A 22726-nucleotide genomic window follows, 5' to 3' on the forward strand; every position below is an offset into this window, starting at 1 on the left:
GGACCGATTTACCTACGTTTGATTATCTGAGGATTTAAAGTAAGTAACACAAGCACTGTTAAATATTACTAGGCATATGCTACATCGAGGTGATTTTTATGGATACAAAAAAACAAAGCTATCTGGAAAGCCTAATTGCATGGGGAGATCAAATCAAACAGACGATACAACAACATGAAGTACCCCGTGAAGATGTAGAACGCTGGATCAAGCAAATTGACCATTGGCAATCAAAAATCAAATATCAAATGAATCATGGGAATGATAATCCAGAAATAATCGATTCGATCCAAACAGAAGGTCAACGTATTTTATCAACTATTAAAGAAAAAAAAGTCCAAGATATGGGCAGTATTCCATATGGTGAACATAAACTTCCACCACTACCATACAAGTATGATGCATTGGAACCCTATATAAGTGAACGAATTATGCGACTCCATCATGATAAGCATCATCAATCCTATGTAGATGGCTTAAACAAAGCCGAAAAAGCATTATATACGGAAAAGAAGCCCAAAGATCCAATCAAGCACTGGCTTCGAGATCAAGCATTTAATGGTGCAGGTCACTACTTGCATACCATATTTTGGAACAATATGACCCCAAACTCTTCTAAAAAGCCTTCAGGCGAAATCCTCCGTAAAATAGAAGCTGATTTCGGAAGCTGGAGAAAATTCAAAGACCTATTTACGGATGTTGCTACTTCTGTAGAAGGGAATGGATGGGCGGTATTATTTTGGGCACCAAGAAGTGGAAAACTCGGTGTGCAATCCTTTGAAAAACATCAATTATTCCAAGTACCAGACACGATCCCACTACTTGTATTAGATGTATGGGAGCACGCTTATTACTTGCAATATGAAAATGATAAGGAAAGCTATGTTAAAAATTGGTGGAATGTCGTTAATTGGGATGATGTAAATAAACGATTCGTAGAAGCTAGTAAGTTGAGATGGAAATTATATTAGCCCAAACCTATGAAAAGCCCATCAAATCTATTGATGAGGCTTTTTTCATAGGTTTGAGCTTATTTTTTTCTTGGTAACATTCGCATGCCAAGAAATGCTGCCCATGCTTTATCTTGACCTTCTTTAAAATGAAAGCGAATCGGGCGATTTTTTTTTATGATGATGAGCGTGTCTTGTTTGGCGGGCTTTAATACATATTTTTCTTTCTCAATGATGACGTACAAGTCTCCATTTTCTAACTTCACTTCAATCAAGTTGCCTTCTCTTGATTGATATTCACCAATAAAACGTTCCTTTCTTCCTAACGGTAGATGGATAAACTCTCGATTGCCAAGCTTTTCATCTAGTGGTAATTCCATCATTGCGTTTACCGCTTCGAGCCAAATTTCATTAGCTGCCACATTCGAAACATTTGTAAGAACTGCAACTACGATTTTCTGTTCTGGAATAAAGCCAAAGTTAGAAGAAACACCTGGCTGACCACCACCATGTTCAACTAGTGTCACCCCGTGGTAATTAGGTGTAACTTTAAAGGCATATCCATAGTAAGAATCCTGATCAATCGGCACATGAAGGGCATACATTTTTGCTAATTGATCACTAGTCAAATGTAATTTTCCGTGAACTTTATTTACATATAACTCTCCATATTTAACCAAATCTTTAACCGTTGATCGAATTCCACCACCAACTTCATAATTCCCCAAGGTCGGCCAAGGCTGTTCTTGAAATTCTTCCTTCTGTGAATCATAAATGTACGGTATAGATACATTGCTCATTTTATGTAATTCCTCAATATTAAAGGTAGAACGGTTCATATTTAACGGATTAAGTACGTGTTCTGTTAACGCTCTTCTATATAACTTCCCAGTATATTTTTCAATAATTGCACCTAATAATAAAAAGCTATCATTACAATAACTAAAATATTCCCCTGGTTTTCCAAGTAAATCGTGCTCTTCACTTGCAATATACGTCAAATGATCTTGAAAATGATTTAATTCCTCTCTTCGCTGCATTGGAGCAAGTCCTGTCGTATGGGTTAATAAGTGATGAATTTTAACAGATTCGATTGGTTCCACATGCTGAATATCAAACGCAGGTAAATGCTTTACAACAGGGTCATCTATGGATAGCTTCCCTTCTTCCTCTAATTTAGCAATTACGAGTGCAGAAAAGGATTTGGTTACCGAAGCAATACCAAAAACTGTATTAGGTGTAACGGGCTCCTTTGTTTGTATATCTCGCACACCGAATCCCTTTTCATAAATAACCTTTCCTTGCCTACTAATAGCTATAGCTGCGCCAGGAATCTTTTCCTTTTGCATACGTTTCTTCATTCGTTCTTCGAAAATAGTCCAATCCATTTGCTCACCTCTCTATTAAACTTACTTTGATTATAACAAATACTTGTTTGAATTATTAAAAAAGTAATGAAATTAATTTGTATAAATTAATCTAATTCGGAACAACCTAAACCCATATGAAAAGGGGCATCAATCATGATTCAAATCATGGGAGTTACTTCAGAAAATAAACAAATAACCAATGTAACCATCGATGAATTTGTTCCTGAAGATTATACCTGGTATTGGATTGATTTCAATAAACCAACGCGTGAGGAAACGGAACAATTAAGTAAAAAGCTTCATTTTCATCCATTAGCGATTGAAGACTGCATTCATAGTATGCAACGATCCAAGCTGGATTTCTATGATGATTTTTACTATGTTGTTACCCACACTGTTGGAAGAGCAGAATACAATCAGCATGAGATGAATTTTTTTATTGGTGAAAATTCTATCGTTACCTTCCATTATGAGGACTTAAGTGAAGTAAACACCGTGTGGAATGAAATTCTATTAACGAATAAACTAGAAACCTGGAGCATTTACCGTGTTTTTTATGAGATTATGGATAAAGTAGTGGATAATTTTTTCCCGATTATTCATGAGCTAGAGGATGAAATTAAAATAGTTGAAAACAATCCAGAAAATAAATCGATGGAAGTGCTCTTAGATCGATTATTTTTACTCAGGCATGAATTACTTGAGTTAAGACACGCTGTAAATCCTATCCGTGATTTACTCTATCGAATTATCAACTCTCACCACTTGGAAGAAGTACTAGAACGAAGGGAATATTTTATCGATGTGTATGATCATCTATTAAAAATATCGGAAATGATCAACTCCAATCGAGAGATTACCAACGATATCCGAAACAATTTTATATCATTAAACTCCTACCAACAAAACAAAGTCATTCAAATTTTAACTGTCATTACTTCTATCTTTTCACCATTAACTTTTATCGCAGGTATTTACGGCATGAACTTCCTCAACATGCCAGAATTAGAGTGGAAATATGGTTATTTTATTGTCTTGGGTGTCATGCTTGCAATAACTGTTGGGATGATTATTTGGTTTAAGAAGAAGGGCTGGCTGTGGTAGATGGACTTGAGTGGAAAGTCGATTTTTTCGATTACCGATTAATTTCTATAACAAGCTAAAAAAGCATCCCTCTCATTAATAAAGGGATGCTTTATTATATTTTATGCTGCTGCTTGTGTTTGTTGTTGCTTTCTTCCAATTCTTACTAAGAGGTATGCGATTGGCGTATCAATGAAAGCAATAATTAATTTTGCAACATACTGAGTAGCAATCATACCAAGTAAGACTCCTGTAGGAACCGTTCCCCAGAATGCAATGGTGATAAATATTGTTGTATCAATCAACTGACTTGTCATGGTAGATACATTATTACGTAGCCACAGTTTTCCTTCACCGTGTTTAGCTTTCAAACGATGGAAAATAGAAACATCTACGTTCTGACTTGCTATATAAGATAGTAAGCTTGCCAGGATTACACGGAAGCTTCCACCTAAAATTTCTTCAAATTGTGCTTGGGATTCAAATACAGGTGCAGCCGGAAGTTGAATCGCAATAAAGATAAAAATTAATGCTACAACTTGTGTAATAAATCCAGCTTGAACCGTTTTTCTAGCTGCTTCTTTCCCATATAATTCACCTATTACATCGGTAATTAAATAGGTCACAACATAGACAATAACTGCAGCAGGTAAAATAAATTCTCCAATACTAAATAATTTAACTCCTAAAATATTAGCAATTAATAAGAGTCCTACAAATAACGCATTTAAATATACAAACATTTATCTTTCTCCCTTTGACTTAGAAAAGGACAAAGCTCACCCTCAGGAATTTAGCGATTATCAATTTTTTCTGGGTACATATCATGATTCATCATACGATGGTCCGCCATTTGCTCATACTTTGTTCCTGGCTTCCCATAGTTACAATACGGATCAATAGAGATTCCTCCACGTGGCGTGAATTTTCCCCATACTTCAATATAACGTGGATCCATTAATTCAATTAAATCATTCATTATAATGTTCATGCTATCCTCGTGGAAATCTCCATGATTTCTAAAACTGAACATGTATAGCTTTAATGATTTACTTTCTACCATTTTTTTATCTGGAATATAACTAATATATACTGTTCCAAAATCGGGCTGTCTGGTTTTTGGACACAACGTTGTAAATTCAGGAATATTAAATTTCACAAAATAATCCCGATTAGGATGTTGGTTATCAAACGTCTCTAAAACTTCTGGAGCATAGTCAAATGAATACTCTGTACCTTGACTACCAAGAAGTGTAATATCTGTTAAATCCTCATCTTTTCTACCAGCCATCGGAATTCCTCCTTATGATTTCTCCTATAAAAAAACAAAAAACCACGGCCCTAAGGCACATGGTTAACTAATCGCATCATCTGTCCTTAGTTTTTTATAGAGGGTTGAAGCTAAGAACCTCTTCCGTTTATCGTAACGGATATATAATGATCCATTTCACTCGACTAATTATATAGGGGGATGCTTGACTTGTCAATCAAATTTTTAATGTTGTACCCGAGGGGTTCTGGGATTCGCTTCTAGCACATACTTTCGTATTTGTTCTCCATTATCAGCGACTCCCTTCACTCCACTATTAGTTCCTCTTCAAACGCAATTTCTTCTCCATCATATACAAGCAAGCCATGATTATTTGCGTGAAGCGTTACTTTTACTTGATACGTACCTGGGTCTAAATAATCTAAATTATAATACTCTCCATACATCCGATTTAACTTCTCCCCATTTAGATACAAATGAGCATGTCCTTCATGGTAAGCTTCCTCATTTTCCAAGCCAACACTTTCTGGTGCAAATGTAAAATTATCTGTTTGAATTTTGACATACCAAGATCCAGAATGATCTTGGTGTACCGAACCAGTTAACATAGGAACGCTAGATTCAGAAGGTACCTCTACTATCTTTTCATCATGGTTGTCTGTATGACCATAGGCATAATGGCTATTTTGTTGATGAAAATACAATAATACAGAAACAAGTGAAAAAAGAACAATGAAACTAATTAACCGATACATAGAAACTCTCCTTAATTGGTTTTAGCATTTCGATATACGATATAGCCTACTATCGCTAAGATCAGTCCTAATGCTAAAAAGGATAAATCATAGACGATTGCATTTGCATCACCTGGTTTTACTCGGTGGATTTGTAGTAAATGATGATTAACTATTCCTTCTACTAAGTTAAAAATTCCACTCCCAAGTAGAAATCCTCCAACTAATAGGCGAATTCCTCTTGGTAGTATAGTAGGTTTTCCCGCTATCCATAGCATGATCCCTCCAACCACTATGGCAATCGTAACAGCAAAGTGAAATATACCATCACTTAGAATTTGTCCCTCTCTAGTTGTATTCATTACAACACTATGCCATTGTAGGAGCTGATGAAATATGATCCCATCCATTGCTCCCATGAAACCAAATCCTAATACAAAACTACCAATTGCTGATACACCAAATCTTGTTTTTTGTTTCATGGCTACTCTCCTATTAAATCAGCTAGTATCTATTAAATTATTATTTCCATATTTTTGTACTAAGATACCTATAAGGTTAGAAAACTTGTTTTTTGGCAACTATCGGTTAAGCTTTCTATTCTACTAAAAAACTGCTGCATAAGTGGTATCTCCACCTACACAGCAGTCGCTTATAGCAATTAATCTACATATACGGAGTCAACAATTGTACGTGTAAACTCCTTCCCAGCTTCCGTTAATCCCTTAACTTCAATCGTAATATTATACACTTCATTCGCCTGATCAAATACCAATTGCTTGGATAAATCAGATTTGCCACTCACAGTAAACGTTTTTCTATTTTTGGGATTACTGGATTGTGTAATATCATAAGTTGCTTTTAATGTTTTTTCTTGTATGATACTTTTATCAACTTCCAATTGATACGTAACCTCAAGTTTTTCCTTGGATTCCAACTTTTCATTACGAATTAGTTTTGGTGTTGTTGTATAGTTAGCCAATAATACGTATGCATCATCCTGGTCTGATACCAGCTCCACCTTCCAATTTCCAGCCATTGGTTGATCCACTGTTAGCAAGTGACTAAATGATCCAACAAAAACCCCTTCTTCATTTTCTATAGTTGTTATCTTTTGGGTAATTTCTTTTCCACTAGGATCTATTAATCTTAATTCTGATAACTTATTAGAAGTCATCACATGAAAAGATACATGATCCACATCATTTTCAACAGTAACAATAGCAGCAGATTTCCGTTCCTTTTGCAGTGGTCCACCATTTAGCCATTGATTCACAGTAGGGGAATTCATTTCTACACTCTCCACCGTGTTGTTAGATTCTTCACTATTTTGCTGGTTATCCATCACATAACTTTCAAAAATTGGGAATGTAACACCCGTTCGTATCGATGTATGGTTCCAATCACCAATGGCAAGCTGTTGGCCACCTGGTAGACTACTACTTGCGGTTGTTACGACACCATCATTGGAGCCGTACTGAGATAAATACATTCCACCAAACCAAGTAGAAGAAAATACAGAACCCCAATTCGTTCCTCCCAATGTGTAATAATCATTATAATAAGCCATTGATTGGTCATCGGTTTGGTCCCTGAAATTTTCCATGTATCCCATTTGCATTGCATATGTTCCTTCACCTTGTGCACCAAGTAAATCTGCTAGCCAACCAGCGGAAGAGCTATATGCTAAATCAGCTAGCTGAGAACCATGGTGAGGACTTGATAATGTGATTACATTGTCAACATGTTGCCAAGCATCATAATAGGTTAAAGCAGCCTGTGTATCTACACCACCTTTACTATATGCAACTACAGTGATTGGTTTACCAAAGTGATTTGAAATTTCATTAATTTTTTCTGCAAGCAATGCACCATTCTCCCACATGTCAGCTGATGCACCACCTGCATCATACAATTGAACAAAAACTGTTTGATATCCTGCATTTACTGCAGATTGGTACATATCATTATCTTCCCAAAAAATCTGTGCAACATTATTTAGTCCTGGTACAAATAAAATCACGGGGGCATTCGGTATTGGATTAGAAGGTGCTGAACCAATGTACCATTCTCCTGGAGTCTCATCATTTCCATTACCCACCTTTCCCATTGTAGAAATACCATCAGATTTACCGACTAATTGTGGATCAGGAATATCAGATGTTTGTTTGGTAGTCGCCGAAACCGTCGTACAAATAGCAAACGTAAAACCAAGCAAGAAACAGATAAACACCAAGCGTTTTAATCCAAGATGCATTCTTTTCCTCCTAATTTGTTTTTGTACTTCACAAAAAATGTATTCCTAGGTTTTGGGTTTGATGAGGAAACAATAGGAATTAGGTAATAATACCCTAGGTGGGTACTTTAGATTAGATACTAGATGAAGTAAACTATCTATTGCCAAACTTTGTAGCAAAATCCTTCGTTGCAATTCTGAGAACTTTCTTGTCTAGTAATAGTTGGGACATAACGTCTGGATTCTCCCTTAACTAAAAAACTATTGATTCACACTCACTGATGAATAGGAAGCCAATGTAACACATCCTGTATTTTCTTATCCCAATATGCCCATTCATGATCCCCAGCTCCAAATTCAGTTTGAAGCTGATATGACGAATGTTTAACTACTTCATGAAACTGAACGTTTTCTTCATATAAAAAATCTTCTGTACCACAGCACTGGTATAAAAGTGGTTTAGGCTTGTCCGAATTATTGCCTTGTTCAATCAACCAGTATAAATCATCCTCTGTACCTTTAATGTCATTTCCACCAAAAATGGAATTAAATAGTGGTTTTCGCTTTCCATCAATATTGTCTACTCGAGTAGCAATATCTACGACACCAGATAAACTTGCTGCTGCTGCAAATTTTTCCGGTTGTCTTAATGCCCATTTTAAAGCCCCATAGCCTCCCATGGAAAGCCCGGCTACAAAGTTTTCATTACGCTTTTTCGACAATGGAAAATATGAACGAGCTACATGTGGGAGCTCTTCTGAGAGAAACGCCCAATACTTTTTACCATATTCCATATCTGTGTAATAACTATGATCAACCTGAGGCATCACAACGGCTAGCCCTAATCTCTCCACGTATCTCTCAATACTAGTTCGTCTTGTCCAAATCGTATGGTCATCACCCAATCCGTGCAAAAGAAACAATGTCGGATATGTATGCTTCTCTGTTCCTTTTGGTAAGGATATTTCTGGGAGAATAACCGACATGGATGTACTTAATCCTAATACTTCTGAGAAATAATCGCATTTTAATAAAGCCATTTAACATTCCCCTATCCACTTACCTTTTTATCTATTTTATCAAAAATATCGATTTAACAAGAGAAGCAGGTACTACTATGAAACAAATCTGTCACATATCGTTCACACAACCTCCATTGCTTTACACCTTATCAATTGATAATCTAATGTTAGAAAATGTTTGAATTTGTTAAAATCTATACAGACTGTGAAATGAAGGTGTACAACATGCTACCAATCGAACGCCAAAATAAGATTAAGGAATTAATTACGGAAAAGCACAGTATGAAAATCTCCGAATTAAGCAAAGAACTTAATGTTTCTGAAATGACCATTCACCGTGATCTAAAACCATTAATAGACGAAGGATTAATAAGCAAAACATTTGGTGGAATTACGCTCGTACATAACCCAGAAGATCATTTTTCACCTTCCATTGCGGGCTGTGTCATTTGCGGTAGTAAAATTCAGGAGCGACTTGCCTATCGACTGATTTTACCTGATTCAAAGATAGAAACTGCATGCTGTACTCATTGTGGCCTCCTTCGTCACAGCCAGTTAGGAGATCAAGTTGTGCAAGCAATCTGCTACGACTTCTTAAGACAAATAACATTAAGCGCACCAACGAGCTGGTTTGTAATGGATACAACCGTTCATATTGGTTGCTGTCAGCCACAAATTATATCATTTGAATTAAAAGATCATGCAGAAAAATTTGTAAGCGGCTTTGGTGGAGATGTATACACGTTTAAAGAAGTAATGAATTTGAATAGAAAAAAAATGAACGGTGAAGGCTGTCACCCTTCCCATTCATCAACCTAAAGCAATCAGGAAAGGGTGTAAACCTTGAGAACAATAAAATTAATTATAGTCGGTTCCTTTATATTTTTAGCTGCTTGTGGTGGATATAATATCGACACAAACATGTCAAGAGATGTCGAGCCTTTTGAATTCACAACGCAAGATAATGAAACACTTAATCTAGAAGATTTAGATGGACAATGGTGGATTGCGGATTTTATTTTCACTAATTGCACAACAGTATGCCTACCGATGACATCAAACATGGCTTTATTACAAGAAAAAATTAAAGAAGAAGATCTGGATGTACAGCTTATCTCCTTTAGTGTAGATCCAGACTTCGATACACCAGAAGTATTAAAGGAATACGCAGCTGAATATGAAGCAGATTTAGATAACTGGACATTTCTTACCGGATATGATTTTCAAACGATTAAAGAACTTTCCATCAAAAGCTTTCAATCAGCCCTAATAGAGCCTCCTGAGGATTCCGACCAAGTTACACACGGAACTAGTTTCTTTCTTGTTAGTCCAGAAGGTGAGGTAATTAAAAAATACAATGGAACAACCTCAAAGGAAACAGATATTATAATTGATGATTTAAAGAGAGTCATTAAATAACACAAATAGAAACGGAGAGACTTTACAATGACTAAAAAAACAATTTGGATTTTTTCTTTAATTCTTTTTTTTAGTACTATACTAGTAGCTTGTAACGATGAAGAGAAAGATATGAATGAAATGCCTGAAGAAGATGACATGGCAATTCTCGAAGTCGACCTTCAAGTTCCAGATTCAGTTGAAGTAAATGAAACGTTAGAAATGAAAGCTGTAGTCACCTATGGTGATGAGATGGTGTCAGACGCTGATGAAGTAGAATATGAGGTTTGGGAGGAAGGTCAACAGGAAGATAGCTACCGTATTGAAGCAACAAATCATGGAGATGGTACGTATACTGCTGAAACTTCATTCGAACAAGATGGTATCTTTCATATTCAAGTACATGTAACGGCTAGGGATTTACATACGATGCCTAAACAAGAAGTAACTGTCGGTGAAGGTGGAGAATATCCAGATGAAGAAGACCAGGATAGTACAGATGAACATCATGACGAAAGTGGACACTCCCATAGCGAAGAAGCTTCAGAAGGATTCACGATGGAGTTTACAGAACTTGACCCTGTTCAAGTAATGGAAGAAATTAATCTTACGGTCCAACTAAAAATGGACAACAAATCTTTAACAAATGCAAAAGTTCAATATGAAATTTGGAATGATACCATTTCAGATAAACATGAATGGATTCCAGCAGAGGAAAAAAATCCTGGTGAATACCATGCGACACATCAGTTTTCAGATCCAGGAGAATATAACATACAAGTACACGTAGAAAATGATGAAGGACTACATGAACATGAAACCTACGAACTTGAAGTGAAATAGTAAAAATAAGGTGCCTGTCACTTGTCGAAATTCGACAAGTGACAGGCACCTCTTTTAATGTTGCACTTCTATTTATTTAGTTGTAGAATAAAGTTATGAAACTTAATTAAATTAATTAATAAACTAAACAGTAAGCCTTGTCTTATATTTTTAGGAGGTTACTATGACAACTTTAACTAACTTAGAAACAGAGTTTCAAAACATATTTCAAACAAAAACAACACCTCATCCGTTTTTTGCTCCTGGACGGATTAACCTGATAGGTGAGCATACGGATTATAATGGAGGCCATGTTTTCCCTGCTTCCATTTCATTTGGAACATATGCATTAGCTCAGCTACGAAATGATTCTAAATTACGCTTTTATTCCATGAACTTTTCAGAAAAAGGTATCATTGAATGTGACCTAACCGATCTAACCTATAATGAGGAACACGATTGGGCTAACTATCCAAAAGGAATGATCTATTACCTAAAACAGTCAGGATTTTCGATAGATCAAGGAATGGATATTTTATTCTATGGAAACATTCCTAATGGAGCTGGACTCTCCTCCTCTGCTTCGATCGAATTAGTAACAGGAGTATTAGTGGAGGAGTTATTCCATCTACAAATTGACCGTATTCAACTGGCAAAGCTTGGTCAACAGGTAGAAAATAAATATATTGGTGTAAATAGTGGGATCATGGACCAGTTCGCAATTGGCATGGGAAAAACGAATCACGCTATTCTACTAGATTGTGATACATTGGAATATCATTATGCACCAATGGACCTTGGGGATCACGTAATTATGATCATTAATACAAATAAGCAACGAACACTTGCTGGTTCCAAATACAATGAACGCAGATCACAATGTGAGAAGGCTCTAAAAGATCTACAAACTGAACTTAAAATTAAAAGTCTTGGTGAACTTACAAAAGATGAATTTGAACGACATCATCACCTTGTTCAAGATGAAATCAACCAAAAACGTGCAAAGCATGCAGTCTATGAAAACGCACGTACATTAGAAGCTTATGAAAAATTACAACAAGGTGATCTAACATCCTTCGGGAAACTAATGAGTGATTCCCATGAATCACTTCGAAAAGACTATGAAGTTACTGGACTGGAGCTGGACACTATTGTAAAGGCTGCTAGGGATCAAGAAGGTGTTCTAGGTGCTCGAATGACTGGTGCAGGCTTCGGCGGATGTGCCATTGCCATTATAAAAAAAGATCAAGTGGAAAGCTTTAAAGAGAATGTAAATAAAGCATATCAAGAAGTGGTTGGTTATGAAGCAACATTTTATACCGCAACCATCGGTGATGGAGCGAAAAAACTAGAAGAGGGTGTCATAAAATGAGTGTACTAGTGTTAGGCGGAGCAGGATATATCGGATCTCATGCAGTCTATCAACTTATCGACCAGGGGAAAAAAGTCATTGTTATTGATAACTTAGAAACTGGCCATCAAGAAGCAATACATCCAGAAGCTACCTTTTATCAAGGAGATATTCGTGATCTAGATTTTCTTCGTACCGTTTTCAAAAAGGAAAATATTGATGGTGTCATTCATTTTGCTGCAAATTCACTAGTAGGCGAATCCATGGAACTACCATTAAAATATATTGACAACAATGTCTATGGCACTCAAGTAGTATTACAAGCAATGACCGAATTTGATGTTAAACATATTGTTTTTTCATCTACTGCAGCAACGTACGGGGAACCTGATACGGTTCCAATCACAGAGACGATGCCTACCTTACCTACCAGTACGTACGGAGAAACGAAATTGACGATGGAAAAAATGATGAAATGGACAGAAAAAGCTCATGATATTAAATTTGTTTCCTTACGTTATTTCAATGTTGCAGGCGCCAGAGAGTCTGGAGAAATCGGTGAAGATCATCGACCTGAAACCCATTTGATCCCAATTATTCTTCAAGTAGCACTTGGTCAGCGTTCTCATATTACAATTTTTGGTGAAGATTATGATACACCAGATGGCACGTGTATTCGCGATTATATTCATGTTGAAGACCTTATTAACGCCCATTTACTAGCACTAGACTATCTACAAAAAGACGGTCAAAGCGATATATTTAATCTAGGGAGTAGTCAAGGATTCTCTGTGAAACAAATGATCGAAACTGCTCGTGAAGTTACTGGAAAAGAGATTCCAGAACAAATTGGCGAACGTCGTGCTGGAGATCCAAGTACGTTGATTGCTAGTTCAGAAAAAGCCAAACGTATTCTTGGCTGGAATCCAACTCGCACGTCCATCAAGAAAATCATGCAGGATGCTTGGAAATGGCATGTTGCTCATCCAAATGGATATGGAGAGGAGTAATATTAATGAATATTTTCCAGGATATAGCCGGTTTGATCGAAAAAGCACGTGAGGTAAAACTGATTGAGTCAACAGATGAAGTATATGTTCGTAACCAAGTACTCCATCTACTAAAAATAGATAGCTTTCCAGAATTCGTAGAAAATCCTAGCGATAAATCTATTCCTAATCTATTAGAAGACATCGTCGATTACGCACTTAAACAAGGTGTTATTGAGGATGTGTTTGATGATAAGGAAATTCTCTCTGCAAACATCATGAACTGCTTTGTCGCAAGGCCATCCGTTATCAATCAAACATTTAATGATCTTTATAAGCAGTCACCTAAGGCCGCAACTGACTATTTTTATGAGTTAAGTAAAAACAGTAATTATATTCAGATGAAACGAATTGCTAAAAATATTCATTTTAAATCAAAGACTTCTTACGGGGAGTTAGATATTACGATCAATCTTTCTAAGCCAGAAAAAGACCCGGAACAGATTAAACGGGAACGTGAGATAAAACCAAAAGATATCAACTATCCGAAATGTGTGTTATGCGTGGAAAACGAAGGGTATGTTGGTAGAACTGCTTATCCAGCCCGTGCAAATCATCGAGTAATTGAAGTCCCGCTACAGGAAGAAAACTGGTATTTACAGTATTCACCATACGTCTATTACAACGAGCACAGTATTTTACTTTCAGAAGAGCATCGAAATATGAAAATTGATAAAACTGCTTTTCACCGACTATTATCATTTACGGAAAAGTTTCCCCACTACTTTATTGGGTCAAATGCTGATTTACCAATTGTTGGTGGTTCAATTTTAAGTCATGACCATTACCAAGCTGGTCGGTATGAGTTTGCGATGACAAATGCTGAACATATTCATACCTTTAAGCTTCATTCATTTGCAAACGTTACTGGTTCTATATTAAAATGGCCATTATCTGTTATTCGTTTAACTGGAAACACAATAGAAGAAATTGTTGCAGCTGGTAATCATATCCTTCAGGCATGGAAGGATTATAGTGATGCAGAGGTAGAAATATTAGCGTATACTAAAGATACTAGGCATAACACGATAACACCAATCGCACGAAACCGTAACGGTAACTTTGAATTGGATCTCGTACTGCGTAACAATCGTACTACTGATGAACATCCAATGGGAATATTTCATCCACATGCTGATGTCCACCATATTAAAAAGGAAAATATTGGACTCATTGAAGTGATGGGTTTAGCTGTATTGCCAGCACGATTGGAACAGGAGTTAGAGACAATTAAATCGTTCCTACTTGGCCAAGTAGACGAGGTAGCTGAATATCACATGGATTGGGCACTAGCAATGAAGGATATCTATGGGACCGTTACTAGTAAGGAAGAAGCACAGGTAATCATAGAAAAAGAATTAACGAAGAAATTTGCTAGAGTACTAGAAGATGTTGGTGTATTCAAGCAAACTGGAAAAGGAATACAAGCATTTAAACGTTTTATTAATGTTTTAAATGCATAAGTGGAGTGATAGAATGTACATCGAAACGGAAAAAACAACTACTCATTGGAAGCAATATACGTTAGCAAACGATAATGGTATGCAGGTTAGTGTCCTAAATTATGGAGGAATTATTAGCAAAATATTGGTTCCGGATCGTCTTGGAAAACTTGAAAATGTCGTTCTTGGCTATAAGAACATACAAGATTATGAAGATAATCCAAATTGTTTCGGCGCCATCATTGGTAGGGTTGCTGGGAGAATTGCTAACTCCTCCTTTCAACTTGATTTACAACCCTATAAACTAGATGAAAATGAAGGAAAGCACCACCTACACGGAGGATCTAGCGGTTTTCATCAGGTAATCTGGGATGTTGAACCATTTCAAACTGCGGATTCAGTCGGACTTAGACTAAGCCACAAAAGCCCTGACGGTGCCAGTGGTTATCCAGGTGAACTACATGCGACGGTTACGTATATTTTAACAAATGAGAATCAACTAAAAATCGAATACGATGCAATTAGTGATAAGAAAACTCCAATTGCATTAACCAATCATTCGTATTTTAATTTAAGTGGAAATTTAAAAGATACCATCCACCAACATCATGTTACCATTGATAGCGATCAGTTTATTGAATTAGATAATGAACTAATCCCAACAGGAAGCCAATTAAAAGTGGATGATACTACCTTTGATTTTCGTAATGGAAGGAAATTAAAGGATGGATTAAATGGAGAGTACAAGCACAACGAAATCGTTGGTAACGGCTATGATCACTACTTTGTATTTAATCAGAAGAAAACAGATAATGTAATTGTTACCGAAGAAACGAGTGGACGGACATTACACATTTCGACCAACCAGCCTGGCATGGTCATGTATACAGCAAACTCATTAAATGAGGGATTAGAACTAGCAGAAGGTGAATCAAAGCAATATTTAGGAGTTTGTTTTGAAACCCAAGGCTCACCTGCTTCATTACATCATGAAGAAATTCCAAGTATTGTTGTAGAAGAAAATCAAGCCTATAAGAAGCAAACAATATTTACATTTGGTGTTAAGAACTAAGATGGACTAGTTAATGAAGGGGATTTTTCCTTCAACATAAGAAAAACAATAATAACGGGTCCTTACTTGAATGTAGGGACCCGTTTTATCATGTGAATCTTCTCGCAGTAGGGGTTTTCTTCGTTCCTTACAGGAGAGGAAACAATAGATGCGGAGGCTAGAACATCGGACTCTAGAATCGGAACTTCGGACTCTTGCGCTACATTATCGGACACTGGAATCGGAACTTCGGACTCTTGTGCTACATTATCGGACACTGGAACCAGATCATCGGACTCTTGTGCTACATTATCGGACACTGGAATTAGATCATCGGACTCTTGTGCTACATTATCGGACAATGGAACCAGATCATCGGACTCTTGCGCTACATTATCGGTCACTGGAACCAGATCATCGGACTCTTGCGCTACATTATCGGTCACTGAAACTAGATCATCGGACACTTGCGCTACATTATCGGTCACTGAAACCAGATCATCGGACACATGTGCTACATTATCGGTCACTGAAACTAGATCATCGGACACATGTGCAACATTATCGGTCACTGGAATCGGAACTTCGGACACTTGTGCTACATTATCGGACACTGGAATCGGAACTTCGGACACTGGCGCTACATTATCGGACACTGGAACCAGATCATCGGACTCTTGCGCTAGATTATCGGACACTAGAATCGGAACTTCGGACACAGGTGCAAGATCATCGGACACCAAAGCTGTTTTCCCCCTTGTTGATGAAGCTTGTTTATAGCTGGTGGGGAATTGTAATATTAATTAAGGATGTTCCGTTATTGTTGAAATCGCCTCAATTATATCCTCTCCTATTACAGGTAGGTAAAGTGTTCCATCAACAATTAAGTCCGATTTTGGTTTAATTGATTTCAACATCTCAAGATAGCCTCTTCTTCCTTGCGCTACGTAGTTTTTCATTTCACTCAAGATACTTTCATTTGAGTTTTCGTTAAAATCTCTCAACACTCGACGAGCCATTGCAATGTCCAGTGGAGTATCAATATATACAGTATAATCAATAAATTCACTAGTTTTGGTGTGTCTATATGCAAAGGGATAATCCAAAAAGATGTAATCAAGTGATTCTTTTAATAACGTGTTAATATCTCTAATGAACGGGTCCAGATTCCATTCGTCATAATTTGCTCCTCTGTCAACCCAATCAATAATATCGTTAGGACCTTCAAAATTATAATCATCAAAATGGAGTAATTTAGAGTTTGACAATCTCTCATGTAAATGATTAGATACGGTAGTTTTTCCACCACCAGAAACTCCTCCTACGGCAATAACAAGCGGGCTCATTACTTTTTTCATCCATCCACCTCTTTTTGAAGAAATCTATTTTACAATTCGCTCGTTTTATAAAAATCCAATTATATAGATTGGTGCACTAACTTAATAGTCTTATTCAAACAACTCCACCAACAACAATGCTACTGCTCCCAATAATGTTGCGTCATCACCAAGATTGGAAATGACTACCTTTGTCTCCTTAGCAGCTTTGGTTAAACCACGCTCCTCAATAGTTTGCTGGATCGATGGTAAAATATATTTTTGTGATTTGGCTACTCCACCACCTAATACAATTACCTGAGGGTTAATAATGTGGATTAAATTCGTTAATCCAACACCAATCACAGCACCTGTTTCCTTTAAGATAGTCGCATATTTTTCGTTTCCTTCATTAGCTAAACGAAACACTTCCTCCCCTGAATCAACTCCAGCCTGCTCAGCAATTGCTGACCCAGTTGCGAAAGTTTGTAAACAGCCTCGATTGCCACATTCACAAACCTCCCCATGCATATCAATCGTCATATGACCAACTTCTCCTGCTATATCCTGTGCACCATGGTATAGCTTTCCATTTATGACCACACCGGCACCAACACCACTTCCAAGATTAACAGCAAGCATACTATTCAACGAACCATGATTACCAAACCACGATTCACCTAATGCCATCGCACGTGCGTCATTTTCTACTTTTATAACCATTTGAAATTCATTTTCCAACGTCTCTTTAATGGGAATATCACGTAGCTGTAGGTTAGGAGCAACTAATGACGTCCCCGTTTCTACATCTACTACCCCATGCATGGCAACACCAATGCCAATTACATTCCCTTTTTGATCTACACGCTTTAAAATAGTTCGAATACTTTCCACTAAGATAGAAAGAAATTGTTCATTGCTCGTAATTTCCTGTAACGGAATAGATGTCCGCTCATATATTTTTCCAGATAAATCAGCAAGAACACACCCTATCTTATTTGGACCAGCATCAACTCCAACTACAAAAAAGGCACTATGATTAATCAGAAGCATCGTTGGTTTTCTTCCACCTTTTGACTCACCTAATTCACTTTCCCTAACAATTCCTTCTTCTATTAATTCCTTCACAATACTACTTACAGTGGGTGGTGTTAACGTCGTTTCTTTTGCAATTTGTGCTCGAGATATTGGTTCCCCTGTTCGAATTTTATTTAAGATAATTGATTTATTTACAGATTTCATTAATTGAAATGTTCCGCGTTTCATAACTTATCCTCCGTCTATCACTCTTGTTGTAATGTATTATACCACACTTAATTAATTAAATTAAATAAGTGGTGAGTTAACACACAAAAGAAGCCATCTCATAAAAGAGTGGCTTCTTTCTATTATTCTACTTATTTATTTTTATTTAATACATCAAATGCAACTGCACCAAGTAATACAAGCCCTTTAATTGCCTGTTGCCAATCGATACCAATTCCCATTATAGACATACCATTATTCAGTACCCCCATAACCAGTGCACCGATGACAGCTCCAAAAATTGTTCCCACACCGCCAGTAAAGGACGCACCACCAATTACAGCAGCTGCAATCGCATCTAATTCAAACAGGTTACCTGCTTGTGGTGTAGCAGCATTTAAACGACCTGCAAAAATCAATCCAGATAAAGCTGCAAGAGTTCCCATATTAACAAAAACCCAGAATTTCATTTTCTTTGTTTTCACACCTGATAATTGAGCGGCATTAATATTTCCACCTAAAGCGTATATATGACGACCAATTACCGTCTTGTTCATAACAAAAGTATATCCTAAGATTAAAACTAATAGCACTATTAAAACATATGGAATTCCTTCATATTGTGCTAAAACAAACGTAAATACATTTATAACTACAGTTATTATAAAAATCTTTAAAACAAACAATGGGAACGAGGTTGTTTTAAAACTATATTTGAGGTCTGTTCTTCTAACCCTTAACTCATATAGTACATATGCTAAAGATAATAGTACCCCAATAATAATTGTCAACATATGAAGTTCTGTTCCAAAGGCATCAGGCATGAAAGAAGAGCTAAGACTTCTAAATCCATTTGGAAATGGAGCAATAGTTCGTCCTTCTAGTACTACTAAAGTTAAACCTCTAAAAATCAACATCCCTGCTAAAGTAACGATAAACGATGGGATATTTACATAAGCAACCCAAAATCCCTGCCATGCACCAATTATAGCCCCTAACAGTAAACAAAGAAGAATACCTACAATAACTGGCAGATCCAATGTTACTAATAAAACCCCAGACACAGCACCAATAAATGCTGCAACCGATCCTACCGACAGGTCAATTTCTCCGGTGATAATAATGAGCATCATACCAATAGCCAATACAATAATATAACTATTTTGCATGATAATGTTTGTTACATTTAATGGAGTTAATAAGATTCCACCTGTTAAAATTTGAAATAAGATGACTATACCAACTAACGCAATTACCATTCCAAATTTTCTAATATTATTAGTAATAAGATTCTTAAGACCATCCACAGCTTACGACCTCCAATTCTGTGTCATATATGTCATCAATGTTTCTTGATTTGCTTCTTCCTTAGGTATATCTCCAGTAATTTTCCCTTCACATAATGTGTAGATCCGATCACACATACCTAATAACTCTGGTAATTCTGATGAGATCATAATAATACTTTTCCCTTGAGCTGCAAGTTCATTGATAAGTTTATATATTTCAAACTTCGCACCTACATCAATTCCCCGTGTTGGTTCATCCAAAATCAACACATCTGGGTCAGTAAACATCCATTTTCCTAGAACTACTTTTTGTTGGTTTCCACCACTAAGGTTAATTGTTTTCTGTTGGATGCTAGGTGTTTTAATATTTATTTTTGATTTCAATGATTCCGCTTCAACAACTTCTTGGCTTGTATTAAGGATATTGTTGTTAGCAACTTTTGTAAGGTTAGCTAAGGTTAAATTGTTTTTCACACTATCAACAAGGATGAGTCCATATTCCTTACGATTCTCAGATACATAGGCAACACCATGTTTAACAGCATCTGGTACGTCCTTAAATGTAACCTCTTCCCCACCTTTATATAATTGTCCAGTTATCCTCTTTCCGTACGATTTCCCAAAGATACTCATCGCTAGTTCTGTTCGACCTGCTCCCATTAATCCTGCAATACCAACAATCTCTCCCTGCTTAACATGCAAGTTCACATCATCTAGAATCTTCTTTTCCGTATCCAACGGGTGATAAGCAGACCAGTTTTTCACCTCAAATACCTTGTTATCTTTAATATTATATGTACGGTCCGGAAAGAGATTGGATAAATCCCTACCAACCATATCCTTTATAATGCGGGCTTCTGTTACTTCATTTTCTTTTACACCATACGATTGTATGGTTTGACCATCACGTAATACGGTGATCGTATCCGATACTTTTAACAACTCTTTTAATTTATGGGAAATCATAATGGAGGTCATTCCCTGTTTCTTAAATTCTAGTAAAAGATTTAATAGGTTTTCACTATCTTCTTCATTTAATGCCGCCGTTGGTTCATCTAAAATAAGTAGTTTTACTTCTTTTGATAATGCCTTGGCAATCTCAACTAATTGCTGTTGACCAACACCAATATTTTTTATTTGTTCTTGCGGATCGACCTTAAGCCCAACTTTTTCAAGTAGTTTCTTTGTCTCTGTTATTGTTTTATTCCAATCTATAACTCCTTTTCTCGCCTGTTCATTCCCAAGAAATATATTTTCTGCAATGGAAAGTTCTGGTATTAAAGCTAGCTCTTGGTGAATAATTACAATACCAAGATCTTCACTCTCATTAATATTTTTGAATTCACATTCCTTCCCATGAAAAATAATGCTTCCGTCATATGTACCATGTGGATGAACACCACTCAACACTTTCATCAATGTTGATTTTCCAGCACCATTTTCTCCAATAAGTGCATGGATTTCACCCTGCTTCACCTTAAAATTCACATCATCTAACGCTTTTACCCCAGGAAATGTTTTGGTAATGCTCTTCATTTCCAATATCATCTCAGCCATAGTTATCACACCTTTGAACTGGAAATAAGTAAGATGATTTAACAATGTAAAAACATTGTTAAACCATCTACTAGTCTTTTAATTTAACATTACTCTAATTCATCTTCCGTAAAGTAACCTGTATCAATTAATGCTTCTTCATAGTTATCAATATCTACGGAAACTGGTTCTAATAAATACGAAGGAACAACCTTATTCCCGTTGTCATATGTTTCTGTATCATTAATTTCAGGTTCTTCACCACTCAGAACAGAATCTGCCATATTTACTGCTTTTTTAGCTAGTTCTCTAGTATCCTTGAAAATTGTTTGAGTCTGCTCGCCAGCAATAATAGATTTAACAGAAGCTAACTCAGCATCTTGTCCAGTAACAATTGGCATTGGATTATCGCCTGTTCCATACCCTACTGCTTTAAGTGAAGAAATAACTCCACGACTAATACCATCGAATGGTGACAGAACGACATCTACTCGTTCACTTGAATAATGTGCACTTAGTAGGTTATCCATGCGCTCTTGAGCCTTTGAACCATCCCAACGTAATGTTGCACCTTGTTCAAAGTCTGTTTGACCACTTTGTACAACTAGTTGTCCATTATCAATATATGGTTGTAAAACAGAAATTGCACCATCCCAGAAGAAATACGCGTTGTTATCATCTGGTGAGCCTGCAAATAATTCAATATTAAATGGACCTTCTCCATTAGCTAGTCCTAGTTGTTCCTCAATATATTGAGCCTGTAGAACACCAACCTGGAAGTTATCAAAGGTTGCATAGTAACTTACATGATCACTATTCATGATCAAGCGGTCATATGCAATAACTGGAATATCTTGACTTTCAGCTTGTTCTAATACATCTGTTAAAGCTTCTCCATCAATTGAAGCGATCACAAGAATGTCTACACCTTTTGTAATCATGTTTTCAATTTGAGATAATTGGTTTTCTACTACATCCTCTGCGTACTGCAAATCAACCTCATATCCAAGCTCTTCAAATTCAGCTTGCATATTTTCACCATCATAAACCCATCTTTCGGAAGACTTGGTAGGCATGGCGATTCCTACTGTCTTCGTGTCGCCATCTCCGCTTGAACTACTACTACATCCAACCATAGCAATTGCAAGAATAAAAATACCTAGAATCCAACTAAGTTTCTTCATTATTTTTCCCCCTATTCGTTATTAGTTAGATTTTTTATCACAAAGTAGATAACGCTTACAGATAGCGCTTTCATAATTAGTGAAAAAAATATGTAGCTATACTTTGTAATAAAGCAACCAATAATTTGTTCGTACAACATAAAAAGGTTTTAGTCATCTTGTACGTACATTCATTATAAAATATACAAATGTCTATTGCAATAGTAATTATGAAAATATTTAATCAATAAATAAAAACCACCTCATTTTATTAAAATGTACCCTTTGTAAAGGACTATTTTAAAAAAGACTATGCTACACTGGAAAGGTGATTCCTGTATTGTACAGGGGTCATCTTTTTTAGATTCCATTGATATCTGTAGTTGTTGTAATAAGTCA

Annotated in this window: 23 protein-coding genes and 1 riboswitch; of the genes, 9 read left to right on the top strand and 14 right to left on the bottom strand. The window is 36.4% G+C overall.

The window, feature by feature from the left end; genetic code table 11:
• The first annotated feature begins 98 nt into the window (after positions 1 to 98).
• Positions 99 to 971 carry a superoxide dismutase gene (locus GMD78_RS17750; RefSeq protein WP_155670770.1) on the top strand — a complete coding sequence of 291 codons (873 nt, stop codon included), beginning with the start codon at positions 99 to 101 and terminating at the stop codon, positions 969 to 971.
• A 59-nt stretch (positions 972 to 1030) separates the two neighbouring features.
• On the opposite strand, the gene GMD78_RS17755 is transcribed toward GMD78_RS17750, so the two are convergent.
• Positions 1031 to 2338 carry a serine hydrolase domain-containing protein gene (locus GMD78_RS17755; protein WP_155670772.1) on the bottom strand — a complete coding sequence of 436 codons (1308 nt, stop codon included), beginning with the start codon at positions 2336 to 2338 and terminating at the stop codon, positions 1031 to 1033.
• A 135-nt stretch (positions 2339 to 2473) separates the two neighbouring features.
• On the opposite strand from GMD78_RS17755, the gene corA reads away from it, so the two are divergent.
• The gene (gene corA, locus GMD78_RS17760) at positions 2474 to 3424 is read left to right on the top strand and encodes a magnesium/cobalt transporter CorA (protein WP_155670774.1); all 951 of its coding nucleotides are present in this window, start codon (positions 2474 to 2476) and stop codon (positions 3422 to 3424) included.
• Positions 3425 to 3525: 101 nt separating this feature from the next.
• Here corA and GMD78_RS17765 read toward each other — a convergent pair whose 3' ends face one another.
• The 6 genes from GMD78_RS17765 to GMD78_RS17790 form a co-directional block, all read right to left on the bottom strand.
• Positions 3526 to 4146 carry a queuosine precursor transporter gene (locus GMD78_RS17765; protein ID WP_155670777.1) on the bottom strand — a complete coding sequence of 207 codons (621 nt, stop codon included), beginning with the start codon at positions 4144 to 4146 and terminating at the stop codon, positions 3526 to 3528.
• Positions 4147 to 4196: 50 nt separating this feature from the next.
• A complete protein-coding gene (gene queF / locus GMD78_RS17770; RefSeq protein WP_155670779.1) occupies positions 4197 to 4694 on the bottom strand; it encodes a preQ(1) synthase in 498 nt (165 codons plus the stop codon).
• Positions 4695 to 4774: 80 nt separating this feature from the next.
• Positions 4775 to 4821, bottom strand: a riboswitch (PreQ1 riboswitch).
• Positions 4822 to 4978: 157 nt separating this feature from the next.
• On the bottom strand, positions 4979 to 5428 hold the full coding sequence (locus GMD78_RS17775) for a hypothetical protein (RefSeq protein ID WP_155670781.1): 450 nt from the start codon (positions 5426 to 5428) through the stop codon (positions 4979 to 4981).
• Between the two features lie 11 nt (positions 5429 to 5439).
• Entirely contained in the window at positions 5440 to 5889 is a 450-nt protein-coding gene (locus GMD78_RS17780; RefSeq protein WP_155670783.1) for a DUF2243 domain-containing protein, read from the bottom strand.
• A gap of 179 nt (positions 5890 to 6068) precedes the next feature.
• Positions 6069 to 7664 carry an esterase/lipase family protein gene (locus tag GMD78_RS17785; protein ID WP_155670785.1) on the bottom strand — a complete coding sequence of 532 codons (1596 nt, stop codon included), beginning with the start codon at positions 7662 to 7664 and terminating at the stop codon, positions 6069 to 6071.
• A 254-nt stretch (positions 7665 to 7918) separates the two neighbouring features.
• The gene (locus GMD78_RS17790) at positions 7919 to 8683 is read right to left on the bottom strand and encodes an alpha/beta hydrolase (RefSeq protein ID WP_155670787.1); all 765 of its coding nucleotides are present in this window, start codon (positions 8681 to 8683) and stop codon (positions 7919 to 7921) included.
• Positions 8684 to 8890: 207 nt separating this feature from the next.
• Between GMD78_RS17790 and GMD78_RS17795 the strand changes: the two genes are divergently transcribed.
• From GMD78_RS17795 to GMD78_RS17825, 7 genes are all read left to right on the top strand, one after another.
• On the top strand, positions 8891 to 9484 hold the full coding sequence (locus GMD78_RS17795) for a DeoR family transcriptional regulator (protein ID WP_155670821.1): 594 nt from the start codon (positions 8891 to 8893) through the stop codon (positions 9482 to 9484).
• A gap of 24 nt (positions 9485 to 9508) precedes the next feature.
• On the top strand, positions 9509 to 10084 hold the full coding sequence (locus GMD78_RS17800) for an SCO family protein (protein ID WP_155670789.1): 576 nt from the start codon (positions 9509 to 9511) through the stop codon (positions 10082 to 10084).
• A gap of 27 nt (positions 10085 to 10111) precedes the next feature.
• A complete protein-coding gene (locus tag GMD78_RS17805; protein ID WP_155670791.1) occupies positions 10112 to 10906 on the top strand; it encodes a FixH family protein in 795 nt (264 codons plus the stop codon).
• Positions 10907 to 11069: 163 nt separating this feature from the next.
• The gene (locus GMD78_RS17810; RefSeq protein WP_155670793.1) at positions 11070 to 12257 is read left to right on the top strand and encodes a galactokinase; all 1188 of its coding nucleotides are present in this window, start codon (positions 11070 to 11072) and stop codon (positions 12255 to 12257) included.
• Positions 12254 to 13246, top strand: a complete 993-nt coding sequence (galE, locus tag GMD78_RS17815) for a UDP-glucose 4-epimerase GalE (protein WP_155670795.1) — start codon at positions 12254 to 12256, stop codon at positions 13244 to 13246. Before GMD78_RS17810 ends, galE begins: the two co-directional genes overlap by 4 nt.
• A 5-nt stretch (positions 13247 to 13251) precedes the next feature.
• Positions 13252 to 14748 (top strand): UDP-glucose--hexose-1-phosphate uridylyltransferase, encoded by a 1497-nt coding sequence (gene galT, locus GMD78_RS17820; RefSeq protein WP_155670797.1) that lies wholly within the window; start codon positions 13252 to 13254, stop codon positions 14746 to 14748.
• 13 nt (positions 14749 to 14761) lie between these two features.
• Positions 14762 to 15799, top strand: coding sequence for an aldose epimerase family protein (locus GMD78_RS17825; protein ID WP_155670799.1), 1038 nt, complete (start codon positions 14762 to 14764; stop codon positions 15797 to 15799).
• Between the two features lie 62 nt (positions 15800 to 15861).
• Here GMD78_RS17825 and GMD78_RS17830 read toward each other — a convergent pair whose 3' ends face one another.
• The 7 genes from GMD78_RS17830 to GMD78_RS17860 all read right to left on the bottom strand — a co-directional run.
• Positions 15862 to 16521 (bottom strand): hypothetical protein, encoded by a 660-nt coding sequence (locus tag GMD78_RS17830; RefSeq protein ID WP_155670801.1) that lies wholly within the window; start codon positions 16519 to 16521, stop codon positions 15862 to 15864.
• Positions 16522 to 16581: 60 nt separating this feature from the next.
• Positions 16582 to 17136 carry a nucleoside/nucleotide kinase family protein gene (locus GMD78_RS17835; protein ID WP_155670803.1) on the bottom strand — a complete coding sequence of 185 codons (555 nt, stop codon included), beginning with the start codon at positions 17134 to 17136 and terminating at the stop codon, positions 16582 to 16584.
• Between the two features lie 90 nt (positions 17137 to 17226).
• Positions 17227 to 18360, bottom strand: coding sequence for an ROK family transcriptional regulator (locus GMD78_RS17840; RefSeq protein WP_155670805.1), 1134 nt, complete (start codon positions 18358 to 18360; stop codon positions 17227 to 17229).
• Between the two features lie 131 nt (positions 18361 to 18491).
• Positions 18492 to 19646 (bottom strand): multiple monosaccharide ABC transporter permease, encoded by a 1155-nt coding sequence (gene mmsB / locus GMD78_RS17845; RefSeq protein ID WP_343042424.1) that lies wholly within the window; start codon positions 19644 to 19646, stop codon positions 18492 to 18494.
• A gap of 3 nt (positions 19647 to 19649) precedes the next feature.
• Positions 19650 to 21185, bottom strand: coding sequence for a multiple monosaccharide ABC transporter ATP-binding protein (mmsA, locus tag GMD78_RS17850; RefSeq protein WP_155670807.1), 1536 nt, complete (start codon positions 21183 to 21185; stop codon positions 19650 to 19652).
• A gap of 89 nt (positions 21186 to 21274) precedes the next feature.
• Positions 21275 to 22348, bottom strand: coding sequence for a multiple monosaccharide ABC transporter substrate-binding protein (gene chvE / locus GMD78_RS17855; RefSeq protein WP_155670809.1), 1074 nt, complete (start codon positions 22346 to 22348; stop codon positions 21275 to 21277).
• Between the two features lie 289 nt (positions 22349 to 22637).
• Positions 22638 to 22726 (bottom strand): IS3 family transposase (locus GMD78_RS17860; RefSeq protein ID WP_155670825.1); only part of this gene is annotated, 89 nt, incomplete at its 5' end.

It is taken from the genome of Ornithinibacillus caprae, assembly GCF_009728145.1.
In the GTDB taxonomy this organism is placed as follows: Bacteria; Bacillota; Bacilli; order Bacillales; family Amphibacillaceae; genus Ornithinibacillus; species Ornithinibacillus caprae.